At 42.5% G+C, this 21,414-nt stretch carries 14 protein-coding genes and 1 pseudogene; 8 read left to right on the forward strand and 7 right to left on the reverse strand.

The window, feature by feature from the left end; all coding sequences use genetic code 11:
- Positions 1 to 175 precede the first annotated feature (175 nt).
- The 5 genes from RMY27_RS03365 to RMY27_RS03385 form a co-directional block, all read right to left on the reverse strand.
- Positions 176 to 787: a hypothetical protein gene (locus RMY27_RS03365; protein WP_322660403.1), complete on the reverse strand. Its 612-nt coding sequence runs from the start codon at positions 785 to 787 to the stop codon at positions 176 to 178.
- Positions 788 to 1,334: 547 nt separating this feature from the next.
- Positions 1,335 to 3,569, reverse strand: coding sequence for a glycoside hydrolase (locus tag RMY27_RS03370; RefSeq protein ID WP_322660405.1), 2,235 nt, complete (start codon positions 3,567 to 3,569; stop codon positions 1,335 to 1,337).
- Between the two features lie 78 nt (positions 3,570 to 3,647).
- Positions 3,648 to 3,878, reverse strand: coding sequence for a NifU family protein (locus RMY27_RS03375; RefSeq protein WP_322660407.1), 231 nt, complete (start codon positions 3,876 to 3,878; stop codon positions 3,648 to 3,650).
- Positions 3,879 to 4,403: 525 nt separating this feature from the next.
- Positions 4,404 to 6,167, reverse strand: coding sequence for a sensor histidine kinase (locus RMY27_RS03380; RefSeq protein ID WP_322660409.1), 1,764 nt, complete (start codon positions 6,165 to 6,167; stop codon positions 4,404 to 4,406).
- A gap of 179 nt (positions 6,168 to 6,346) precedes the next feature.
- Complete coding sequence (locus RMY27_RS03385; protein WP_322660411.1) at positions 6,347 to 6,583, reverse strand: hypothetical protein; 237 nt, start codon at positions 6,581 to 6,583, stop codon at positions 6,347 to 6,349.
- Between the two features lie 553 nt (positions 6,584 to 7,136).
- Between RMY27_RS03385 and lepA the strand changes: the two genes are divergently transcribed.
- The 5 genes and pseudogenes from lepA to RMY27_RS03410 form a co-directional block, all read left to right on the forward strand.
- A complete protein-coding gene (gene lepA / locus RMY27_RS03390; protein WP_322660413.1) occupies positions 7,137 to 8,948 on the forward strand; it encodes a translation elongation factor 4 in 1,812 nt (603 codons plus the stop codon).
- 553 nt (positions 8,949 to 9,501) lie between these two features.
- Positions 9,502 to 12,177 carry a PAS domain S-box protein gene (locus RMY27_RS03395; RefSeq protein ID WP_322660415.1) on the forward strand — a complete coding sequence of 892 codons (2,676 nt, stop codon included), beginning with the start codon at positions 9,502 to 9,504 and terminating at the stop codon, positions 12,175 to 12,177.
- 220 nt (positions 12,178 to 12,397) lie between these two features.
- Positions 12,398 to 13,585, forward strand: a complete 1,188-nt coding sequence (locus RMY27_RS03400) for a glycosyltransferase family 4 protein (RefSeq protein ID WP_322660417.1) — start codon at positions 12,398 to 12,400, stop codon at positions 13,583 to 13,585.
- 541 nt (positions 13,586 to 14,126) lie between these two features.
- Positions 14,127 to 15,173, forward strand: coding sequence for a cyanophycinase (locus RMY27_RS03405; RefSeq protein WP_322660419.1), 1,047 nt, complete (start codon positions 14,127 to 14,129; stop codon positions 15,171 to 15,173).
- Between the two features lie 350 nt (positions 15,174 to 15,523).
- Positions 15,524 to 15,717: pseudogene (locus RMY27_RS03410) on the forward strand (transposase); the annotation flags it as partial.
- A gap of 194 nt (positions 15,718 to 15,911) precedes the next feature.
- Here RMY27_RS03410 and RMY27_RS03415 read toward each other — a convergent pair.
- Positions 15,912 to 16,415: a hypothetical protein gene (locus RMY27_RS03415; RefSeq protein ID WP_322660420.1), complete on the reverse strand. Its 504-nt coding sequence runs from the start codon at positions 16,413 to 16,415 to the stop codon at positions 15,912 to 15,914.
- Between the two features lie 804 nt (positions 16,416 to 17,219).
- Here RMY27_RS03415 and RMY27_RS03420 point away from each other — a divergent pair.
- The gene (locus RMY27_RS03420) at positions 17,220 to 17,885 is read left to right on the forward strand and encodes a phosphoribosyltransferase (RefSeq protein WP_322660422.1); all 666 of its coding nucleotides are present in this window, start codon (positions 17,220 to 17,222) and stop codon (positions 17,883 to 17,885) included.
- Between the two features lie 220 nt (positions 17,886 to 18,105).
- A complete protein-coding gene (locus RMY27_RS03425; RefSeq protein ID WP_322660424.1) occupies positions 18,106 to 18,843 on the forward strand; it encodes an SDR family oxidoreductase in 738 nt (245 codons plus the stop codon).
- Between the two features lie 153 nt (positions 18,844 to 18,996).
- On the opposite strand, the gene RMY27_RS03430 is transcribed toward RMY27_RS03425, so the two are convergent.
- Positions 18,997 to 20,274 carry a sulfonate ABC transporter substrate-binding protein gene (locus tag RMY27_RS03430; protein WP_322660426.1) on the reverse strand — a complete coding sequence of 426 codons (1,278 nt, stop codon included), beginning with the start codon at positions 20,272 to 20,274 and terminating at the stop codon, positions 18,997 to 18,999.
- Positions 20,275 to 20,631: 357 nt separating this feature from the next.
- Here RMY27_RS03430 and RMY27_RS03435 point away from each other — a divergent pair, with 357 nt between their 5' ends.
- Positions 20,632 to 21,300, forward strand: coding sequence for a cadmium resistance transporter (locus RMY27_RS03435; RefSeq protein WP_322660428.1), 669 nt, complete (start codon positions 20,632 to 20,634; stop codon positions 21,298 to 21,300).
- Positions 21,301 to 21,414: the final 114 nt, after the last annotated feature.

Raw genomic sequence — 21,414 nt, forward strand, 5'->3', positions numbered from 1 at the left:
GTATGCTGTGACTGGATTATAAGAGTTATTGGTTTTGTTTGTACTATTTCTCTGTTTTTCTTGCACTCTCAAGCACCAGACACTGATATTCTCCTTGTTGATACCCCTACTTTTCGGATGCCACCCCGGATAACATCTTGGATGCTACCGTAGATGACACCCGTTTTTCATACCCCTACTTCCTACACTTTGTGTTCCCAACATTCAAATATGGGTTAAGTGCTTTTGCCCTTGAAAGTACCTCTGTACAACGGATATACTCCTCACCCACCTCAGCATAGGCACTAGTAAAGGCTTTCGCCTCGTTCGCCTCGTCACGTATCGCAACCAGTAATTCTGTCCTGAGTTCTGCTAACACTTTCTCAGTAGTAGAGATTTTTTGGCGTATTGACTCTACCCTTGAGTGCAATTCTGCAAGCCTTGCCTTGTGTGCTTCACTGGGCAGCAATGATTGAGATTTTTGTATAGCTAATGTCTTGGCAATACGTTCGCACTCAAGGAAATATTTGCGGATAGCTTTACCTTGTTCCGTGCCTGCCATCATGCCAAGCAGCTTAAACCCTTCAATACTTAGCCTGATATCTTGCTTTGGTCGTCCTCCGGTACTTTTCCCTCTTATGGTGGAAAAGTCTATCTCCTTGTCAAGGCGAGAATTAATCGCTTCTAAGCACTTGTCTTTTCTTGAATACCCTAGCCACTGCCAAGCGTTATCAAGGTCTATCGGGAATTGCTCATCTGACTGATAAAGAGAAAGTGCTAGTGATTGGTCAAAAGTTAAGTTTGCCATTTTTCTTGTGTCGTAAATTGTGTGTTGTGGTTAACGGTATTCAGACAACCATAAAAAAACACCCTACTTTTTACGGTAAGGTGTCATTTTTACTTATGCCTCGTTTATGGCAGTAGCTTTATGCTAAGAACTGCATACCCATGTTCAACTGCTCTGTGATGTAAATTCGCTCAATAAATTGTCCACATGAATGGTTGAAATTTCAGGCAAAGTTTTCTTGATTGGTTTAGTCAGTGGTTGAATTTCTGGAATATTCTTACACAAGATACCCTAAAACTCTTATCCTATATACGGTGTAGGCACTTTGTACACAGCACTGGAAAGTCTGTTTAGGGAAACTTAACGGGGGTTCGAATCCCCCCCTCTCCGTTCTTAAAGCTAAGTCTAAATATATAGTTTGAATATAGCCAAATATATTTAAAACTAAAAAAATTAAATATGATTTGCAAAAATCTTTGCAACATCAATGAATTATCTGTAGAGGCATACAGATGTACGCCCCTAATAGGTATTTCGTGAAATGGTATAACACCAAAAATATTAAATGTTAAGGCACCTCAATGGGAATCAAAGCATTTTCTGGCAAATAGTTGGAAAAACGCCCTTCATCTGCAAGCACCAAAATCAGACGCAGAGGATAATCTGGCGGAACTTGCAAGTCTGCCCACGGTACTGCCAACTCTAAACAACTATTTATTGCTACTTGAGCGCGACTGAAACGGGGATGCCATTGATGATTGTCTCCCGCTTCCCGAAACTGAATCGATTGCGTCAGCAAGTTAACTTCTAAAAGATGGTGGAAATGGTAATTAAGTGGGGCTGCATCTGGTACATCTGCCAAGGGAATTGGGCTGTTAACCATTGTTTTTTCTGGATAGAACCACAGCAAATTCAACTCTGCTGGAAAACCCCGCCCTGGTGCAACGCCACCTTTAAAGTCCAACCGCAAATAGAAATTTAAGTGATCTACCCCATACCAAAGTCGCTGGATAACACTGCTGTTATGCATCGTCCCCCGCGCCCCACCGATTTCTATGCGTCCAGCTTTGTTCCAATCTTGTTCGTCACCCTTACCATCGATGACGGGATGAATAAACCCTTGTGGGGTATGGTTTGCCTGGGCTTCGTGGATTTCCACTGGTTGCTTGAGATAGGGCGGTACAGGTTCATTTAATGCCTTGTAAATGCCAAACAGATGTTCTCGAAACAACCGATCAAAAATGGCATCCTGATTTGAGGAGTGTCCTGCACCAAACCACCAAAACCAGTCGGAACCCTCTGCGGCATACAATGCTTCCCATGCTTCGGGGTTATTTTCTTCCGTTGCTTCGGGATGACTTGCAAGCATTTTCCTTGCTTCTGTCAAGTAATCCCAAGCACGATTTTTGGCGGGATCGCCGATCCAAGTTGTGAAGCTGCCATCTACCCAAGAACCACTATGTAATTGCCCTCCGGGGATGGTGGCTGTGGCTGGAAATTCTTCTAGAAATTCGGAGACAGTGACGAGTTTGAGGTGGGGTTCATCGCTTAAGCTTTGATATAAAGCTTCTAAGAAAGGTTTGCCATCTTGGGGATAAAATTCCCAGCAATTCTCCCCATCTAAGGCGATGGTAACTAGCCAAGGTTGTTCGCTATGACTATCTCTTTGCATTTTAGCGATCGCTTGCAAATGTCCCACTAAATCTGCTGCTGCCTTTTTTGCAGGCATTGCACCATAAGTAAAACCAATCAAGTCTGATAATCTGTGGTCGCGAAATACAATTGACAAGTCACCCTCGGCGGTTTGCAGGCGATAGGGTCGATACAACAATTCTGGTTGCTCTACATTCCCCGCCCCATCCCGATGAAAAAAGTGTTTCAGCGTCCACCCTAAGACGGCTTCATCTGAGCATATCCACTTAAACCCTTGGTTAATAATATGCGGAAGTACCGCCGGACTAACTGATTGTTCCGAAGGCCACAAACCACGAGGTATCTGTCCAAAGCGGTCTTTATAAAAGTCCCAAGCTTTTCGCAAGTGGCGGGGAATATCTTCTTCCCACTGAAAGCGTTGCTTTGGTAGTGTCATATTGGGCACAGCTACCCGACCAGAATTAGTATCAGCTAATAAGGGTAAAATCGGGTGGGTGTAAGGCGTGGTAGTAACTTCTAGCTGCCCCGCCTCCTGCATTTTCCGATGTTGGGGGATAATCCGGCTGAGAATTTCTCGCTGTTTGGAATAAATGCGCTGGCGATCGCTTAAAGTAAAATTCCGACCCTTTTTTAACCAAGCAGCAATTTCCGGGTCATCCCAAAACAGCGGATCGATCCAAGCCAAATTGTGCCAAGCTAGCAAATCGCCATAATCTGGCAATTCCCAATTTGCTAAACACCAAGCTTGCCCCTTTTCCTGTCTTTGCTGGTACAACTCGGCATAGCGGGGATGAGGATCAATCAGGGTATGGTGGTTAGCATCGAAAAAGTGTTGGATAATAAATTCCCGCTGTTGCTGGGTAAGTTGCTCATCCGGTGTCAAGCTGGCTGTGAGGTAAGGGTCAAAAGCAGTGCCAGCAATATAATCTTCGAGTTGCAATATCAGCGATGGAACTAAATTTACTGTTTGGTGTAACTTAGGATATCGCTCTAAGAGCAATACTAAATCCAGATAATCTTTAGTTCCATGCAAACGTACCCAGGGAAGACGGTACTGCTGACTCGAAGATAGCGAAACGCCGCTGCCAGGGGACTTGTACAGCGGCTGATGTTGATGCCAGATAAAAGCAATGTAGAGAGGATGGGACATAGAAATAGTTAGGAGTTAAGAATGAGGAGTTAGGAGTTAATTGAAAACTCATAACTCCTAACTTCTAACTCCTAACTTTTACACCACTTGTTCAATTTCTGCAATTTCGGGAATCATTTCCTTAAGGCGGCGCTCAATACCCATTCTCAGGGTCATTGCAGAACTGGGACAAGAACCACAAGCACCTTGCAGCCGCAGTTTGACAACAGGCCCATCGAGTTCTACGAGTTCCACGTTGCCGCCATCAGACATGAGATAAGGGCGCATTTCATCTAAGACTGTTTCAACGTTGTCAGTTGTGAGTTCCATAGTTTAGACCTGCTAAGTTAGGGATGGGAATGGGGAATGGGGAATGGGGCATGGGGCATTGAATAATAACGATCACTGTAACCAATGCACCCTTACTCATTAACCATTATCCAAAGTTTTATTTTCCAGCTTTGTTAAATCGATCCTAAATCTAATTGCCGCTAGATTGTCAGGTGTCAGTTTTTTATGACTTTTAACTAAACCCCTGCTGGTTTTAGCAACTTGATATTAGATTAGCTGAACAATTTCTCATGCAAGCCCTCCTACTCTACTTTAGCCTTTAAAGTACTGAAGAGAACGTAAGGAGGTGAGGACAAGGAAGGTTTTTTCCCAATACCCCTCAAGAGTGCTGAGTAATGAGTGCTGAGTGCTGAGTAATGAGTGCTGAGTAAGATTCCTTACTCATAACTCGAAATTGTTTTGTCCCACACCTAATATGGTTATTAAATAATAATTACTAAAAAACTTTAAACTTTAAAACTCAAAACCCAGTATTGCCAAGTATCTAAACTCAGCACTCAGCACTCAGCACTCAGCACTACTTGTTGAGTCGCTATCATTAGACGAAACCATGACTGGTTGTTGATATAGTGGCACAGTGAATGTGACTGTTGAGCCAAGTCCTTCGCCCAAACTATAAAAATGTACCTCGCCGCCCATAGCCTCCACTAGCTTTTGGGATATTGCCAGTCCCAAACCTGTGCCGCCGTACTGGCGAGTCCGGGAGCCATCCACCTGAGAGAATAATTGAAACAGTTTATCTTGTTTATCTAAAGAAACACCAATACCAGTGTCTGCTACACGTACTCTCACCATGCCAGGAAATTGCTGCTCTTGAAAGTTCGCTTTTTTGAGTACTAAATCGGCGCTGACAGTAACGCCACCTTCATGGGTAAATTTGATCGCATTACCTACCAAATTGAGCATCACTTGTAGTAACCGTTGGTAGTTGCTTTGGACAATGATTTCATCGGAGGTAGCAGGCATTTGCATCCGAAAGCTGAGGTTTCTCATTTCTGCTTGGGGACGCATAAAACCTTCTACATGACTAAATAGCTCATCTAGCTTGACTGGAGCATAAGCTAGCTCCATTTTACCAGCTTCGATTTTGGCAATGTCCAAAATATCGTTGATGATATTCAGCAGATGTATCGATAAGTGGTGAGCTTCTGTCAAAAACTGATTTTGTTCTTCTGGATCATCTGCCATCCCTTCTAAAATCAGCTTCAAAAAGCCAATCATACCATTGAGGGGGGTACGAATTTCATGGGATACATTAGCCAGAAACTCACTTTTGAGGCGGGAAGCTTCTTCGGCTTTTTGACGCGCTATTTCTAATTCTTCATATAAAGTAGCATGTGCGATCGCAGTTCCCAATTGATCTGCTGCTTCTTTTGCCAGTTCTAATTCCGATTCTGTTAATGTATAGCATTCATCTTGCCAATTCAAGGCAACCAAGCCATTAGCTTGGTCTTGATAGCAAGTCGCAACTACTAAAGTTTTTTGCCGCCCAGACTCTTTGTATCCAGGTACTTCCATCGTAACTGGTTCTAGGGTTGCCAAGGCTTGAGCAAAGGCAGGCTCAGAAGCTATATCTATGTCTGAGCCAAGCATTGATTTGAGTTCTGGCTGGCGATACTCAGCCTTCACCTGTACTTTTGAGCTTGAGGGCTGATAAGGACAAATAATGCAGCGTTCTAGCCGCAGTGCTTTCCCCAAACTGTCAACTGTTTGCTGCCAAATAATATCTAAATCTAATGTCCGGCGAATATTTCGGGTAATGCGATTTACCAATTTTTGGTGTTGTTGCGATCGCAAAGCCAACTCTATTTGTGTGGGCGTTTTTGATGCCATGCGCGCTTGTTTTTTGTTGAGTGTCGCTTGTACTAAGCGTCCCATCACTAAAACGTTAGTGGCAGTGGTTCCCAAACTCGGCATAATCGGACTAATCACTAAGTCCAACTCAAATAACTCTTTCTGATAGCTAAACCAACATTGAAACCTTTCTGGCACCAAACTTGTCAAAATTCGGTGCAATCGTTCCAAATAACTAACCTTATCCACTGGGGCAAAGGTTTGAGTCTGGTTCAGCTCGTCAACTATTTTTTCAGTATTTAACCCCAGGAGTTCGCTGTACTGCCAACAAAAGGTCAGATAGCGCCCTGCCCCATCTTGCGTATAAACTAACTCGGCTCCTAGAGTTGGTAATGAGCCATCAGTCTTACTGGTAATAGATTCCAGATTTTGGGAAAATACATTTGACAATTGGGAATTGGCAGTAATAGTCATTAATTGAGTTGGATAGACAAAGGGTATCCGACCGTAATTTTACTAAAGCCGCTGAAATTTATACATAAATTTTTACAGCTTTTTTGCGTTTGATGGGGTATTTTTTGGTGTTCTGAAAACCAGATTGGCAAACTTTACTTTTTTTAACTTGCATTGACAGTTAAATAATGGCAATGGCGTTAATCGTTCCATTCACCGCGAGGAGGAACAGGAGTACGCACAGGCGTGCGCGTTAGTTCGTCATCTCTAAGGAGTTCACCCCGTAACCACTGGCGAATCGCTACTTCAATTACTTTACTTGGGTCATTGGTGAGATGCTGAATTTGCTCTAGTAACTCGGAGTCTAGGCGGACAGCAATTTCTACCTTATCGGCTTGTGTATTTTCCGCTTCGGTAGTTTTCTCTCTCATATTCATAGGTTTATATACTCTGAATGCTTTGAATTGGTTTTGTCTAAAGCTTTGTAAAGTAGTTATATTCATTATTTGGGCTAATTCGCTGAAAAATTTTCAAGGGCACAGTTAAATACTTCCCTGAAATAGCACCAAAGTAACAGCTTTAAGTTTTAAATCGCATTTTTCATATAACTGACTAGACAATGGCTCTAGAAGTTTTGCCGATAAACCAGCGATTATGAGCAATTACTAGTTGCAATTGCCCACGATCCCCACACGATCCCTACATGTACTTATTTACATTTATTGTACGCTCCTAGCTGTTGAATACTAGCAGCGACAAATAGACTTTCATAATATTCTTAAATGTCCACCTATTTAGATCGAAAGTTGAAGATGTAGTGAAGATGGGCAGGAGGCAGGGGAATAATAACTCTTAACTCCTCACTCCTCACTCCTAACTCAGCACTCAGCACTCAGCACTAAAAGCAGAGCGTCTTGGCTAAGAAAGCATTAAAATACATTAAGTAAATTGCCCTTTTAACTTTGGTTGCTGCTAAGGCAAAGATAGTATATGACTGACGTTCCCGCAGTTCGCATTCGCAATTTTTGTATTATTGCTCACATCGACCACGGGAAATCAACCCTTGCCGATCGCTTGCTACAAGCTACTGGCACTGTTGAAGACCGACAGATGAAAGAACAGTTTCTCGACAATATGGATTTGGAACGGGAGCGCGGCATTACGATTAAGCTGCAAGCTGCCCGAATGAACTACACAGCTAAAGATGGTCAGCAGTATGTGCTGAACTTAATTGACACTCCGGGACACGTGGATTTCTCTTATGAAGTCTCCCGCTCTCTTGTTGCTTGCGAAGGAGCGCTATTGGTAGTAGATGCGTCCCAAGGTGTGGAAGCGCAAACTTTGGCTAATGTATATTTAGCGTTAGAGAATAACCTGGAAATTATTCCGGTTTTGAATAAAATTGATTTGCCAGGGGCTGAACCAGAACGGGTAATTGGCGAAATTGAAGAAATTATCGGTCTAGATTGCAGTGGGGCAATTCTAGCTTCTGCTAAAGAAGGAATTGGGATTGATGAAATTTTAGAAGCAGTTGTGGAGCGGATACCGCCACCGCCGAATACGATAAATGAACGCTTACGAGCGTTAATTTTTGATAGCTACTACGATAGTTACCGGGGAGTAATTGTGTATTTCCGGGTGATGGATGGCACCGTGAAAAAAGGCGATCGCATCCATTTAATGGCATCGGGTAAAGAATTTGAAATTGATGAGTTAGGCGTTCTTTCTCCCACTCAAAAGCAAGTTGATGAACTGCACGCTGGGGAAGTAGGCTATTTGGGAGCGGCAATTAAAGCTGTCGCTGATGCACGGGTAGGAGACACAATTACCCTCAGTAAGGCGAAAGCAGAGTCACCCTTACCAGGTTACGCAGAAGCGAACCCAATGGTTTTTTGTGGGATGTTCCCCATTGATGCCGATCAATTTGAAGATTTGCGGGAAGCCTTGGAAAAGCTGGAACTCAACGATGCAGCGCTACACTACGAACCCGAAACTTCCAGCGCGATGGGGTTTGGCTTCCGTTGCGGGTTCTTGGGTTTGCTGCACATGGAAATTGTTCAGGAACGCCTAGAGCGAGAATATAACTTAGATTTGATCATTACAGCGCCCTCGGTGGTTTATAAGGTGATTACCGTCAAAGGTGAGGAACTGTACATCGATAATCCTAGCCGTTTACCTTCTCCTAATGATCGCGAAAGAATTGAAGAACCCTACGTCCAAGTAGAGATGATTACCCCGGAAACTTATGTTGGCACCTTGATGGAGTTGTCACAAAATCGTCGGGGCATCTTCAAAGATATGAAATATCTCGCCCAAGGACGAACCACCCTTACTTATGAGCTACCTTTGGCGGAAGTTGTAACTGACTTTTTTGACCAGATGAAATCGCGATCGCGCGGTTACGCCAGTATGGAATATCACATCATTGGCTACCGTGAAAATCCTTTGGTGAAGCTGGATATCATGATTAACGGCGATCCCGTCGATTCCTTAGCGATGATTGTGCATCGAGATAAAGCTTACAACGTCGGGCGGGCAATGGCAGAAAAACTCAAGGAACTAATTCCTCGCCATCAATTCAAAGTGCCAATTCAGGCATCTATTGGTAGTAAAGTTATTGCCAGCGAACACATCCCCGCTTTGCGGAAAGATGTGCTAGCCAAATGCTACGGTGGTGACATCAGTCGCAAGAAAAAACTTTTGCAGAAGCAAGCAAAAGGTAAAAAGCGGATGAAATCTGTAGGTACTGTAGATGTACCCCAGGAAGCCTTTATGGCAGTACTGCGTTTGGATCAAAACTAATAGAATTCAGGAGTCAGAGTAGCGGATAGCGCAGGGGTAGTAAGTCCGCATCTGAGGAAAAGGCGAGAGCAATACGGTTCGGATAAGCATTTTTCACTTTTCTTGTGGTCTGGGGAAAGGGTAAGGGGTAAAGGATGTATTCAAAACCTTTCCCCTTTCCCCTTTCCCCTTTAACCGAACCGTATTGGAGGCGAGAGGGCAGGAGAGCAGGGGAGAATTTGCAGTAAGTCTTTCTCCTCTGCACTTCTGCATCTTGTACCCAATTCTCCTTGTCCTCTTCTCCCTGCCTCTTAGTTGAATGCGATCCTTTTAGTCCCCCACTACTTGTGAATTCTGAATTCTGGATTCTGAATTCTTTTTCAACATCCGTTAATTTTAATTACAAAGGCTGTAAACAGCAGCCTTTAGTGTACAAGTTTCAGTATGCTGCTGGCAGGTTTAGCTTCCAAAAAGCCACACGGACTCGCTGTTGGCTCAACCATCCTTAAGTGTGTCTCTAATGCGGGATTTCTAACAGAAAAAATGATAATTTATTGTAGAAATTCAAAACATCATGAGTCGCAAGCAGGCAGAAGAACAACTTTCTGAGGTAGAGCAAAAGTATCGCACTCTGGTAGAACAAATTCCGGGCGTTATTTATGTCTCACCGATTAATAACACTACAAAAGTTGCTTATATTAGTCCACAACTGCAACAATTATTAGGCATTGCTCCCGAAGATTGGAATTTTGGTTTCTTTAATAGTTGGTTAGATTACACTCATCCAAACGATCGCGATCGCCTTTGGCAAGCTGTAAATACTACAATCGCTACCGGAGAGCCTTTGAGAATTGAGTATCGGATGATTAGGCGCGATGGCAAAACAATTTGGGTACGAAACCAAGCCAATCTCGTTTTTTGTGCCGATGGACAAACTCAGCTACTTCATGGTTTAGTATTTGATATTAGCGATGTTTATGACGAGCTTTGTTTACGCAAACAAGCACAAGAGAGCGAAGAACTTTATCGTACCATCCTCGAAGACCAAACAGAATTGATTGCTAGAGGCTTACCAGATGGCACTTTTACCTTTATCAATGAAGCTTACCGTCGATTTTTTGGACTGGAGCGAGACAAAATTATCGGTCAGCACTACAAACCTGTTGTGTTTGAGGAAGACCAAGAACGTGTTTTTAGTCTGGTAAATTCCATTAGCTTAGAAAATCCCGTTATCACAATTGAAAATCGCGTTGTAGCTTGCCAAGGAGTGCGGTGGACGCAGTGGATTGTTCGAGGGATATTTGATGACCAAGGTGCGATTGTAGAACTTCAATCTGTTGGACGAGATATTACCGATCGCAAACTGGTGGAACAAGCTTTAAGTGAAAATGAGCAAAAATTCCGGGCGATCTTCAATCAAACCATTCAGTTTATGGGATTGCTTCAGCCGAATGGAATTGTATTAGAAGCCAACCAAACAGCACTAGAGTTTGCTGGGATTAATCGAGAAGAAGTAGTTGGCAAGCCTTTGTGGGAAGCAAAGTGGTGGACAATTTCTCTAAATACTCAAGAGCAATTAAAAACTGCGATCGCCGCTGCTGCTAATGGTGAATTTATTCGTTATGAAGTTGAGATTTTAGGTCGAGATGGTCAAGCGATCGCGATTGATTTCTCACTGCGTCCTATACTCGATGAAACCGGGCATATTACCCTACTTATCTCAGAGGGACGAGATATTACTGCATATAAAGTCGCGCTTCAGGAACGCCGCAAAGCTGAAGAGGCATTGCGCTCTAGTCAAGACTTTTTACAAAAGGTTGCTAATACCGTACCACATATTTTATATCTATTTGACCTCTTAAAAGGAACAAGCATTTATCTTAATGAGAAAAGTGTGACTATTTTAGGCTACTCTCCAGAGGAATTTTGTAACGCAGATCCGCAGTGGCTAATAAATTGCTTTCATCCAGACGACCAATACCTCTGCAATGACATAGCGAATCGCTTCGTCAACCTGAACGACAATGAAGTACTTTCCACTGAATACCGATTCCGACACAAAAATGGAGAGTGGCGTTGGCTACATACACGAGAAGTCGTATTTGCCAGAGATGTTAACGGCACTCCAACGCAGATTCTTGGCTCGGTAGAAGACATTAGCACTCGTAAAGAAGCTGAAGTGATGTTGCGACAGCAAGCAGAGGGAGAACGGCTAATTACTGAAGTAACTCAACAGATTCGACAATCACTAAATTTCGAGGAGGTTCTGAATACAACAGTAAATAGTATTCGACAGTGTTTAGGTTCAGATTCCGTAGCTATCTATCAGTTAAAATCTGACGGAAGTGGGAATTTTGCGGCGGAATCGGTGGGTGATGACTATCCTCAGAGATTAGAACTGACAATGCACCCATTTTCCCTCAAACAAGATTTTAGCGACTATTATCAGGGATTACCTAAAGTCTTCCATAATATTCAGGAATCTGATTTTTCAGCCGATGTTTTTGAGTTATTACAACTCTATCAAGTGAAAGCGGCTATAATAGTGCCGATTTTAAATGGGGAGCATCTGTGGGGTTTACTCATTGCTCACCAGTGTGCTGCACCTCGTTATTGGCAAGCGTTTGAAGTGAATTTATTGCAGCAATTGGCAAGTCAGGTAGCGATCGCTATTCATCAATCAGTACTTTACCAGCAAGTGCAAGTTGCTAATGAAGAATTACAAAGATTAGCTACTCTAGATGGCTTGACTCAAATAGCCAATCGCCGCCGATTTGATGAGTATCTTGAAACTGAGTGGCAGCGACTCAAACGCGAGCAACTTTCACTGTCTTTAATTTTGTTCGATGTCGATTTTTTTAAACTCTACAATGATACTTATGGTCATTTAGGAGGGGATGATTGTTTGCGGCAATTAGCAAGTGCCCTCAAAAATATTGTTAAGCGTCCAGCCGATTTAGTCGCTCGTTACGGTGGAGAAGAATTTGCTATCATTCTGCCTAATACAGAGATTCAAGGAGCAATCTATGTAGCGCAAACTATTCGACAAGCAGTGCGCGACTTAGCCATTCCCCATGCTCAGTCTCGCGTGTGCGATCGTGTTACCGTTAGTCTAGGCGTTGTTAGCATTGTGCCGAATTCCGGAATTTCGCCGTCAGACTTGATTAATGCAGCAGACAAAGCACTTTATGTAGCCAAACAGCAAGGACGCGATCGAGTTCATGCCGTTTCCGTCGTTGTCCCTTCTTGACACCTGAGTTGTGAAAGGGAGGCTGAATTGTTTTAATTACGAATTATTACTATACCTTGCTTTTTATCATTAGCCTACAGTTGATAACCTTTAACAAAATCACTGTTAAAAAATCTAAAAATTTTAGTAAAAGTACTCACTACATTGGCCAGACTTGTATTTTTAGGTAAATGTAGTTTGTTAGATATTTATAAATATAAAGTGTTGGGGAGTCTAGTAGATGAAGATATTGGTACTGAGTTGGGAGTTTCCACCAAGGATTATTGGAGGAATTGCGCGACATGTGGCGGAGTTGTACCCGGAACTGGTAAAGCTAGGACATGAAATCCACCTGATTACAGCGGAGTTTGGTCACGCATCGATGTATGAGGTCGTTGAAGGAGTAAAGATACATCGAGTGCCAGTAGCATATAGTAACGACTTTTTCCACTGGGTAGTGAATCTCAACTTGAGTATGGGAGATCACGGTGGTAAGTTGATTTTAGAAGAAGGGCCCTTTGATTTAATTCATGCCCATGATTGGTTAGTCGGAGATGCTGCGATCGCTCTCAAGCATAATTTTAAAATACCACTAATTGCCACAATTCATGCTACTGAATACGGACGCTACAACGGTATTCACACAGATATCCAAGGTTATATAAATGGTAAAGAAATCTTGCTAGCTTACAATGCGTGGCGAATTATTGTTTGTAGTGACTATATGCGCCAAGAAGTAGAACGAGCGCTCTACAGTCCTTGGGACAAAATTGATGTCATTTATAACGGTATCCGAGCCGAAAAGAAACAGCATCATACAGATTTTCATGCTCTGGATTTTCGCCGCCAATTTGCCGCAGACGAAGAGAAAATAGTTTATTACCTCGGTCGTATGACCTACGAGAAAGGTGTACCTATATTACTTAATGCCGCACCCAAAATCCTTTCAGAAATGGGAGGTAACGTGAAATTTGTAATCGTTGGTGGTGGCAATACTGATCATCTCAAGCGCCAAGCCTGGGATTTGGGAATTTGGCATCATTGTTATTTTACCGGTTTTCTCTCCGATGAATACTTAGATAAATTTCAAACTGTCGCTGACTGTGCCGTTTTTCCGAGTCTTTACGAACCCTTTGGAATTGTGGCTTTAGAAAGCTTTGCTTCTCGTGTTCCTGTAGTAGTTTCTGATACAGGTGGTTTTCCAGAAGTAGTGCAACATACCAAAACAGGCATTGTCACTTGGGTGAACAATCCCGATTCTTTAGCTTGGGGAATTTTGGAGGTTTTGAAAAATCCAGGTTATCGTCAATGGCTGGTGGATAACGCTTATGAGGATTTAGAGCGACGATTTAGCTGGCCGAAATTAGCCAAGCAAACCGAGCAAGTATATCAGCAAGTTGTACAAGAGCGATCGCAAATACCCTGGTAATATAGCTCCCCGATTTCTTCAAGAAGTTGGGGAGCTAAAGTTTTATTTGAACTTGCATAAATCCTTAATCAACCTTTGATAAGTTTACAACTGGTACTGCTGCAACTAAATGGTGAAAACAATTTAATCGGCGTTGCCAGTTGTTCAGAATATTGGGTAACTATTCCCAGCAACTACGGAAGCATCTGGACAGTGACAACCAATACCTAATCTATTTTAAATTTCATCTGGCCAGAATTAAACGCTACAAGCAATGTAGAGATTTTTGCACAGTAACGCAGAGAATTAATGATTACTCTGTGTTATTTTGCGTTAACAAACAGTACAAGACCTGTACGCTGGAAATTCCACCCGATCTAGTGCCACAGTTAAGCTAGTGCGCATCTAGATTGCACATTTTTCGTTAAAACTGTCTTAAGCCAATTGGTTATTCACAACAACTGATAAATGACTAATGACAAAGGACAAATTTCACGAATAAATAAGCAATTAAAATGCGTCACAGCCTAGCAATAATTGCAGTTTGCTCTAGAAGTTTAGTATGACAAAGGCATTCCCAAGCATAGCAAGGCGCTTGAAAAGTACAGGAATCAAGTTGTTGAAGATGGGAACCTTCCTAATAACCCGTTTTATTGCAAGCTGGAAACGCTTCTTCCTGGGTGATACTGTTGATGTTTACCCCTCCACTCCCTCCTTTGATGTCCGTCCCTCCTTAGCGGGCCCAGTTCTGAGTTTGGGTGGGGGAGGCCCCGATGTCGATGATGCTATTCAGTGGATGATTAACCAAGTTAGGGGAGGTAGTAACTCCAGCACTAAAGTTAATGTTGTAGTTCTCCGCACTAATGGTAATCACGATTACAATCGGCTAATTTATGCCATGAAGGGCGTAAATTTTGTGGAAACTCTTCTGGTTAGGGATAGACAAGAGGCAAACAAAGCTGAGATTTATGAAAAAATCCGAAATGCTGATGTAGTTTTCTTTGCTGGCGGGGATCAATGTCAATACATCCGCAACTGGAAAGATACCAAACTTGAGGCTGCCGTGAAGTCAGTTTACCTGAAGGGAGGTGGTATTGGTGGCACTAGTGCAGGTGCAATGATCCAAAGTGATTGTGTCTATGATGCTTGCGCTTCTTCCGAAAAAGGCATTGAAACTAGAGACGCACTCGAAGATCCCTACCGAGACATTACTTTTACTTACAATTTTTTCAATTGGAGTAATTTGAAGGGAACTATCGTAGATACACACTTTGACAGACGGGAAAGAATGGGTCGAATTATGACTTTCATTGCCCGTCAAATTAAGGATGGTGTATCTAGCAGTGTTTTAGGTATAGCGGTTAGTGAAAGTACCTCGGTTCTTGTGGATAAAAATGGTTTGGTGAAAGTTATGGGTAGAGGTGCAGCATACTTTGTACTTGGCAATCATCTGCCAGAAGTATGCGAACCTCGAAAGCCTTTGACCTTTTCCAATTACAAAATTTGGAAAGTTCGCAGTGGCGACACCTTCAACTTAAGAAACAGACCAACTTCTGGGTACTATCTCAGGAGCGTCAAAAGGGGACGGATTGATTCAAATCCCTATTGAGTGAGAGGGCTGATTCATCCTATTTCAAACAGGATTTGTCAAGATCGTTAGCGAGGAAATTGTAAGTCAGAGTAACGATGAGATGAACATTTAAGCACTTAAATATCAGTAAAATAGTTCATTTTATCGGCACCCTGATAACAAAACAATCAATAAGACCTCTTGCAAAAGTCCCTAACACCCCACCCCCAACCTCTCCCCGATGCTTTGGGGAGGGAAGCGTTGGCGTTAGCAAATGCGGGGTGAAGGTCTTTATTTTTGATTTATGCAAGAGGTCTAATTTTTAGTTGCTAGAACCCTTGATTTTTAAAGCTCTTTGTGACAATGAAACAGCCCTGCTATTGAGTCGGGAACGTAAAACTCTAACGGAAATCGCAAAAATTGTAGGGCTAGATAATCATCAACCATTACACCATTTTTTACCAGAATCACCCTGGATGTAAAAGAATTAAGGAGGCAAAGATTAGATTTAATATTATATATACTTCAATGTCGTCCAATAATACTAATTATTGATGAGACAAGGGATAAGAAAAAAGCAAATATGTTTCAACTAACACACTCGACACATATACCATCTTCTAATTTTGAAAATAGCTTCCAGAAGCTTTTAGCTCACTTTGATAAGAGAGGGTTAAATAAAAGTAATTTTAGAAAAGAATATGACAGAACCTGAGCTTCGATTTTGCTCGGCTCAACCTAGCATATATAAGATTTTGAAAGTAATTTCGGGCAATATTAAGCGCTGATGGGTTGTTGTTCAGATTCAATTAACTGATTATTAGGTACATCAAATCTAATAGTACTAGCTGCCCAGTCTTTGAAATCGGGTGCTAGCCAGACTAGCTTACGCAGAATTTCATCATTGACCCACAAGACTAAAGGAAACTGAAACTGTTTCCGAAACTCATCTCGCATGATATTGGTACTAATAATAAGTTGGTTAATTGCCACTACAGATTCTAAGCCTCGTATCATCAGAGCTTCTGGTTGAGTAGTACCAATTTCACTTGTGATAGCTGTGTATAATTTATCATCAGTAGGTGAGAGCAAAATTTCGTGGATATCTGCTGATGAAAATTCTGTTAGCAAATTCAACACTTGCTCCTGCTTTTGAACACTGTTACAACAAGCCAATAAGAGTGAAAACTGTCCACCAGAAACCATCATCGCCCTTGCCAGCCTCTTGGTAGCTGCTGTGCTGCTAACTATGCCGTTTTCTGAATTGGTTAAGCCGATCATTAAAAACACCCTTCTTTTTATTTTCAAGCATATTCAGTGATTCTACCCTATTAATTTTTATTCAAAAGTGTTAATTGGGTAACTTTGATGACTTGTCTCTGTAATATTAAGCATTATATAACGAACAAGCAGATGGTGCATTATCTGATATTCACAATTGAGAGATAATGTAAAGATAATATCAACACAATGCCAGTAATAGGGGACAAGCGAAGAATTAACAATTGAATTATCACCGGATTTTTATAGATTTTTGCATCTGCTAGGAGGTAAGTAATTTTTTCTTAGTTTCCAGTAAAAAAAATACTCAGCAAAAGTCTAACAGTAAATGTTAGCAAGTGGCAAAACTTATAGCAGTTTTCAAATGCGCCCCTACTTAAACATTAGGTTTTCCATGTCACTTTTCTCCTGTGGTCGCACTATAACTTTGCTTCACGCTAACACCAGTTACCTACAGCGGTAAACCCCCTACAGTGAGAGTTAACTGTATCACCGTCTTTTCTCAACAAGCCATCTGGGGAAGGATATTGAGTGTAGAGTAGTAAAATAGTATCAACACAAGATGCAGAAATCTTGTTGGATTAAAGCTAACTCACCCGTTTGATAGAACTGTGGATTGAAGATGTCGCTCCCTTAGTGGAGGACAGGGAATATTTAGCTTTCTAAGATCAGTTCAGAACATCTGAACTATAACAACAAGTTTGGAATTTGCTCCATTGCTCCATTGTTCGGGGTTGATAGCCAATAACAAATGTATGTAAATATTTATTTATTTTTTTGAAAACTAATTAGGAATATTACACCATGCTATTTAAAGATCGCAGGTTTGCGGGTCAAGTTTTGGCTAAGGAGTTAATCGCTTATGCTAACGACCCAGATGTTCTGGTGTTAGGGCTACCAAGGGGTGGTGTACCCGTCGCCTTTGAAGTTGCCAAAACGTTAAATGCCCCCTTAGATGTTTTAGTGGTACGTAAATTGGGTGTACCCGATCAAGAAGAACTAGCGATGGGAGCGATCGCTTCTGGTGGTGTGCGGATAGTCAATAAATATATTATCAGCCTGGTGAAGATATCCGATGAAGTAATTGCCAGAGTGGCGCTACAAGAAGAACGGGAGTTAGAGCGGCGGGAACGGCTTTATCGCCAAAATCGCCCCTTAAGAGATTTACAAGGACGTACAGTCATCTTAGTAGATGATGGTTTAGCCACTGGTGCAACGATGTGGGCTGCTGTTGTAACTGTGCGAAAACAGCAACCTGCTCAGATTGTGATTGCTGTGCCTGTGGCTGCACCTGAAACTTGCCAAGAGCTAGAAACTGAGGTAGACGAAATCGTTTGCATCTCCAGACCTAGCCCTTTTCAGAGCGTTGGTCTTTGGTACGAAAGCTTTCCTCAAACTACCGATGAAGAAGTCCGTGACTTACTCGCAAAAGCGGCAAAGAACGGTGAAGCAATACCTCTTGGTATGTAGATAAAGATTAAGTTTATGAGCTGAAACCATCTCATAAACTGAAATTTTAACAGGACAGAACTCAAACGGCGTGATGATAGCGGTTCGGATTAGTTATGTTGCCGATACAAAAACGTTGATCGCGTATACAAACTAATTGATATGGTTAAATAATGCTGAGTTCATCTGAAACAGCACCCGATGTTTCACGAGTCATACTCAATAATCCCCAGCAATAAATATGTCTCTTATTCAAAACAAAGTGGTAATCATCACCGGAGCCAGCAGTGGGTTAGGTGAGGCAACTGCGAAGCGACTTGCTGCTAGTGGAGCTAAACTGATGCTGGCTGCCAGACGCGAAGATCGGCTGAAAGAATTGGTTGCAGCGATCGCTAAATCAGGAGGAACTGCAACCTATCAAGTAACGGATGTAGCAGATAGCGCCCAAGTGGAAGCTTTAGCCAAGGAAACTTTGAGTACATACAGCCGGATTGACGTGCTAATCAATAATGCCGGATTGATGCCGCTTTCTGCCCTCGACCAAGTAAAGGTAGACGAGTGGGATCGGATGATCGATATCAACATTAAGGGCGTTCTCTATGGGATTGCTGCCGTGTTGCCAATTATGCGTCAGCAAAAGTCTGGTCACGTCATTAACTTATCATCAGTGGCCGGACATAAGGTGTTTCCGGGAGCGGCCGTCTACTGTGCCACTAAGTACGCAGTGCGAGCAATTTCTGAAGGGCTGCGGTTAGAGTCAAATGGTGAAATCCGTTCGACTAATATCTCACCAGGAGCCGTTGCCACTGAACTAACTACCACGATTACCGATAAAGACGCAGCAGCGGGAATTAATCAACTTTATGAGATCGCCATTGATGCAGATGCCATTGCCCGTGCGATCGCATACGCCATTGAGCAACCCAGTGATGTCGATGTGAATGAAATCATCATCCGTCCGACACGTCAAGAACTTTAAATTTCGGCTTACAGAGCAAGCATTCGGCTCAGATAGCCAGACAATATCTTGAACACGCGAGTAGAGAATTTCGCTTAAAAAAAACTCTGTGTCCCTCTGCGTTTAAAACGTAACGATTTGTCAGCAAAACTCTACTAAATCGTCAGTGTTAGATTAATAAGTCCAGTTTTGCTTAGTCTGTAAGCTATAGGTTCCATCTTTCACATTTACCCGCTCAGGAATCAGATTTAAATCTCTAAATATATTTGCCTGATGCTGTAGAGCAGTGAGCGATTGGTCGTCAATCGGGATGATGGCGCGTTCGGCACTACGTTGCTGTAAAGTTCCGACAATAGATGGATCGATTTCATGGTGTTCTGCCATTCGTTGAACCGCTTCTAATTCCTGTCTCTTAGCCCAAGCTCCAGCTTCGTTTACCTCTTCTAAAATCACCTTGAGTAGGTCGGGATAGTCGCGTACTAGCTCTGGAATCGCGTAGTAATAAGTCGGAACTTCCACAGAGGCTTTGTCACCAAATATGCTCTCTAAATCTGCAATCGATCGCCCTGGGTAAGCGCTTCGGGCAAGAGTAGCTGTATAGGGAACCCAAATCACCCAAGCATCGATTTCACCTCGGCGGAATCGGGGCAGCGCCTCCGGTTGTGTCAAATAAACTGGTTCAATGTCACTAAAATCGAGGCCGACTTTTGCCAGCGATCGCACAAGCACATAATGGGCGCTTGAGCCTTTGTCAAAAGCGATCTTTTTACCCTTGAGGTCAGCCAACGTCTGAATCGGCGAATCTTCTGGTACTAGAATCGCTTGACCTTTGGGAGCGGTATATTTTTCCTTAGCCACCCGCACAAATACGTGATCCGCCGCTTGAGAAAAGATGCTGGCCGTACCACCGCCACCACAGAAGTCAATCGTCCCGTTGCTGAGTGCTTCTATCAGAGAAGAGGCTGATAAAAAACTTGTCCAGGTGACACTCAGCCCATAAGGTTGCAAACGCGTTTCGAGCAAGCCTTGAGCGCGGAGAACTTCCAGATTTGTCATTCCCTCTGGATATCCTATTTTGAGTTGCTTGAGCCGCCGTGCTTGCTCTGCTAAGGGCGTATTGCTAGAGCGATCGGGACGGTTAGAAAACCAGCGATCCAAAACTACACAGAAAATTATCCCCCCCATAAACAGTCCCACAGCTTCCAGTAACTGAATTATGGAGCTTTTGGGTAGTTTAAACTGATTCACAAGAGTGGAAAGCTGATTGCCAGATTCAGAAGTGGCAACAGCATAACTGTCAAAAATTAGAGTCAAAACCAAAATCGAGACAAGTCCCAGGCAAAATCGAACTGCAAACCTGTAGGTAGCCGATCTCCGAGTGGCTGATCTGAGCGACCGTAAGATATTTTGACCTGTGCATCTACGCACAAAATCAATCAAACGGCTAATCATAATGACTCCTTTGTTGATGCTTGCAATGAATGGCGGGTTATATACGAGAATACAGCCAGAATGTTAGACTTTTTGGGGCTATTTATATATTATTAGGACTTATGCAAATCTTTTATTTATAGGGCGTGTATGGCCTAAAGCATTTAAGAAAAGTGCAGCGTAACGCATTATTCCCACTACGGGTAGTTTTACTGTGTAATTTTTGTAAGATAAATAACTAAGTTGAAGAAATAAGAAGTCGAGTCATACCCGATTCGCGAAACTCGCGTCAATATTTCTCGATATTGTAGGGCTGATTACAAAGGTTGGGCGATCGCTAGTGTCGTTCATCAGATAGGTGTTGAGTGAGGAATGGTGATGGATTGGTTAATTGCAACAATTAAGATCGGGCTAGCTACTGCTGTGGCGACAACGTTTGACGACAATATTTATCTGACTGCTTTCTTCAGTGAGGTTAATCGGACTTTTCGTCCTCAGCACGTTGTGGTTGGTGAAATTATAGGATTCACGGCATTAGTAATTGTAAGTTTACTTGGTTTCTTACTCGGTCTAGCAATTCCGTCAACTTGGACTGGTTTACTGGGAATACTGCCGATACTCATTGGCTTGAACAATTTGTTCAACTTGAATAAGGATGATTCAGACGAAGATAAGTCAGCTAATCTAAAAAGAAACTCTAAATTTAAAGGATTTGATTCCAGAAAGCGATCGCTTTGGGACTTAATCCGCGATCCCCAAACCTATCGCGTCTCCTCAGTAACAATTTCTAACGGTGGCAACAATCTTGGGATCTATATCCCCCTGTTTGCCACTAGCTCAATCCAAAATCTCACTGTAATCGTACCAGTTTGCTATTTCATTCTTTGTTGCTGGCTATTTATGTCTTATCATCTGACTCGTCTACCTGGTATTGCTTTGGTACTCAGCCGTTATGCTAGTAAGATTTTCCCCTTCGTGCTGATGTGGCTGGGTTTCAGAATTCTGTTAGACAGCGAATCCTACCGTCTTTTTTTACCAAAAACTTGACAAAGAAAATTTAACGGTTTTTATCTTTAAATTATTAAATATTGAAGGTGTTCTGGTGATTAAGTTTTGAAAAGTAGCTATGAATCATTTCAGATCCCTGCGGATGATAGCCGC

It is taken from the genome of Nostoc sp. DedQUE09 (genome assembly GCF_034530915.1).
Lineage (GTDB): Bacteria > Cyanobacteriota > Cyanobacteriia > Cyanobacteriales > Nostocaceae > Nostoc.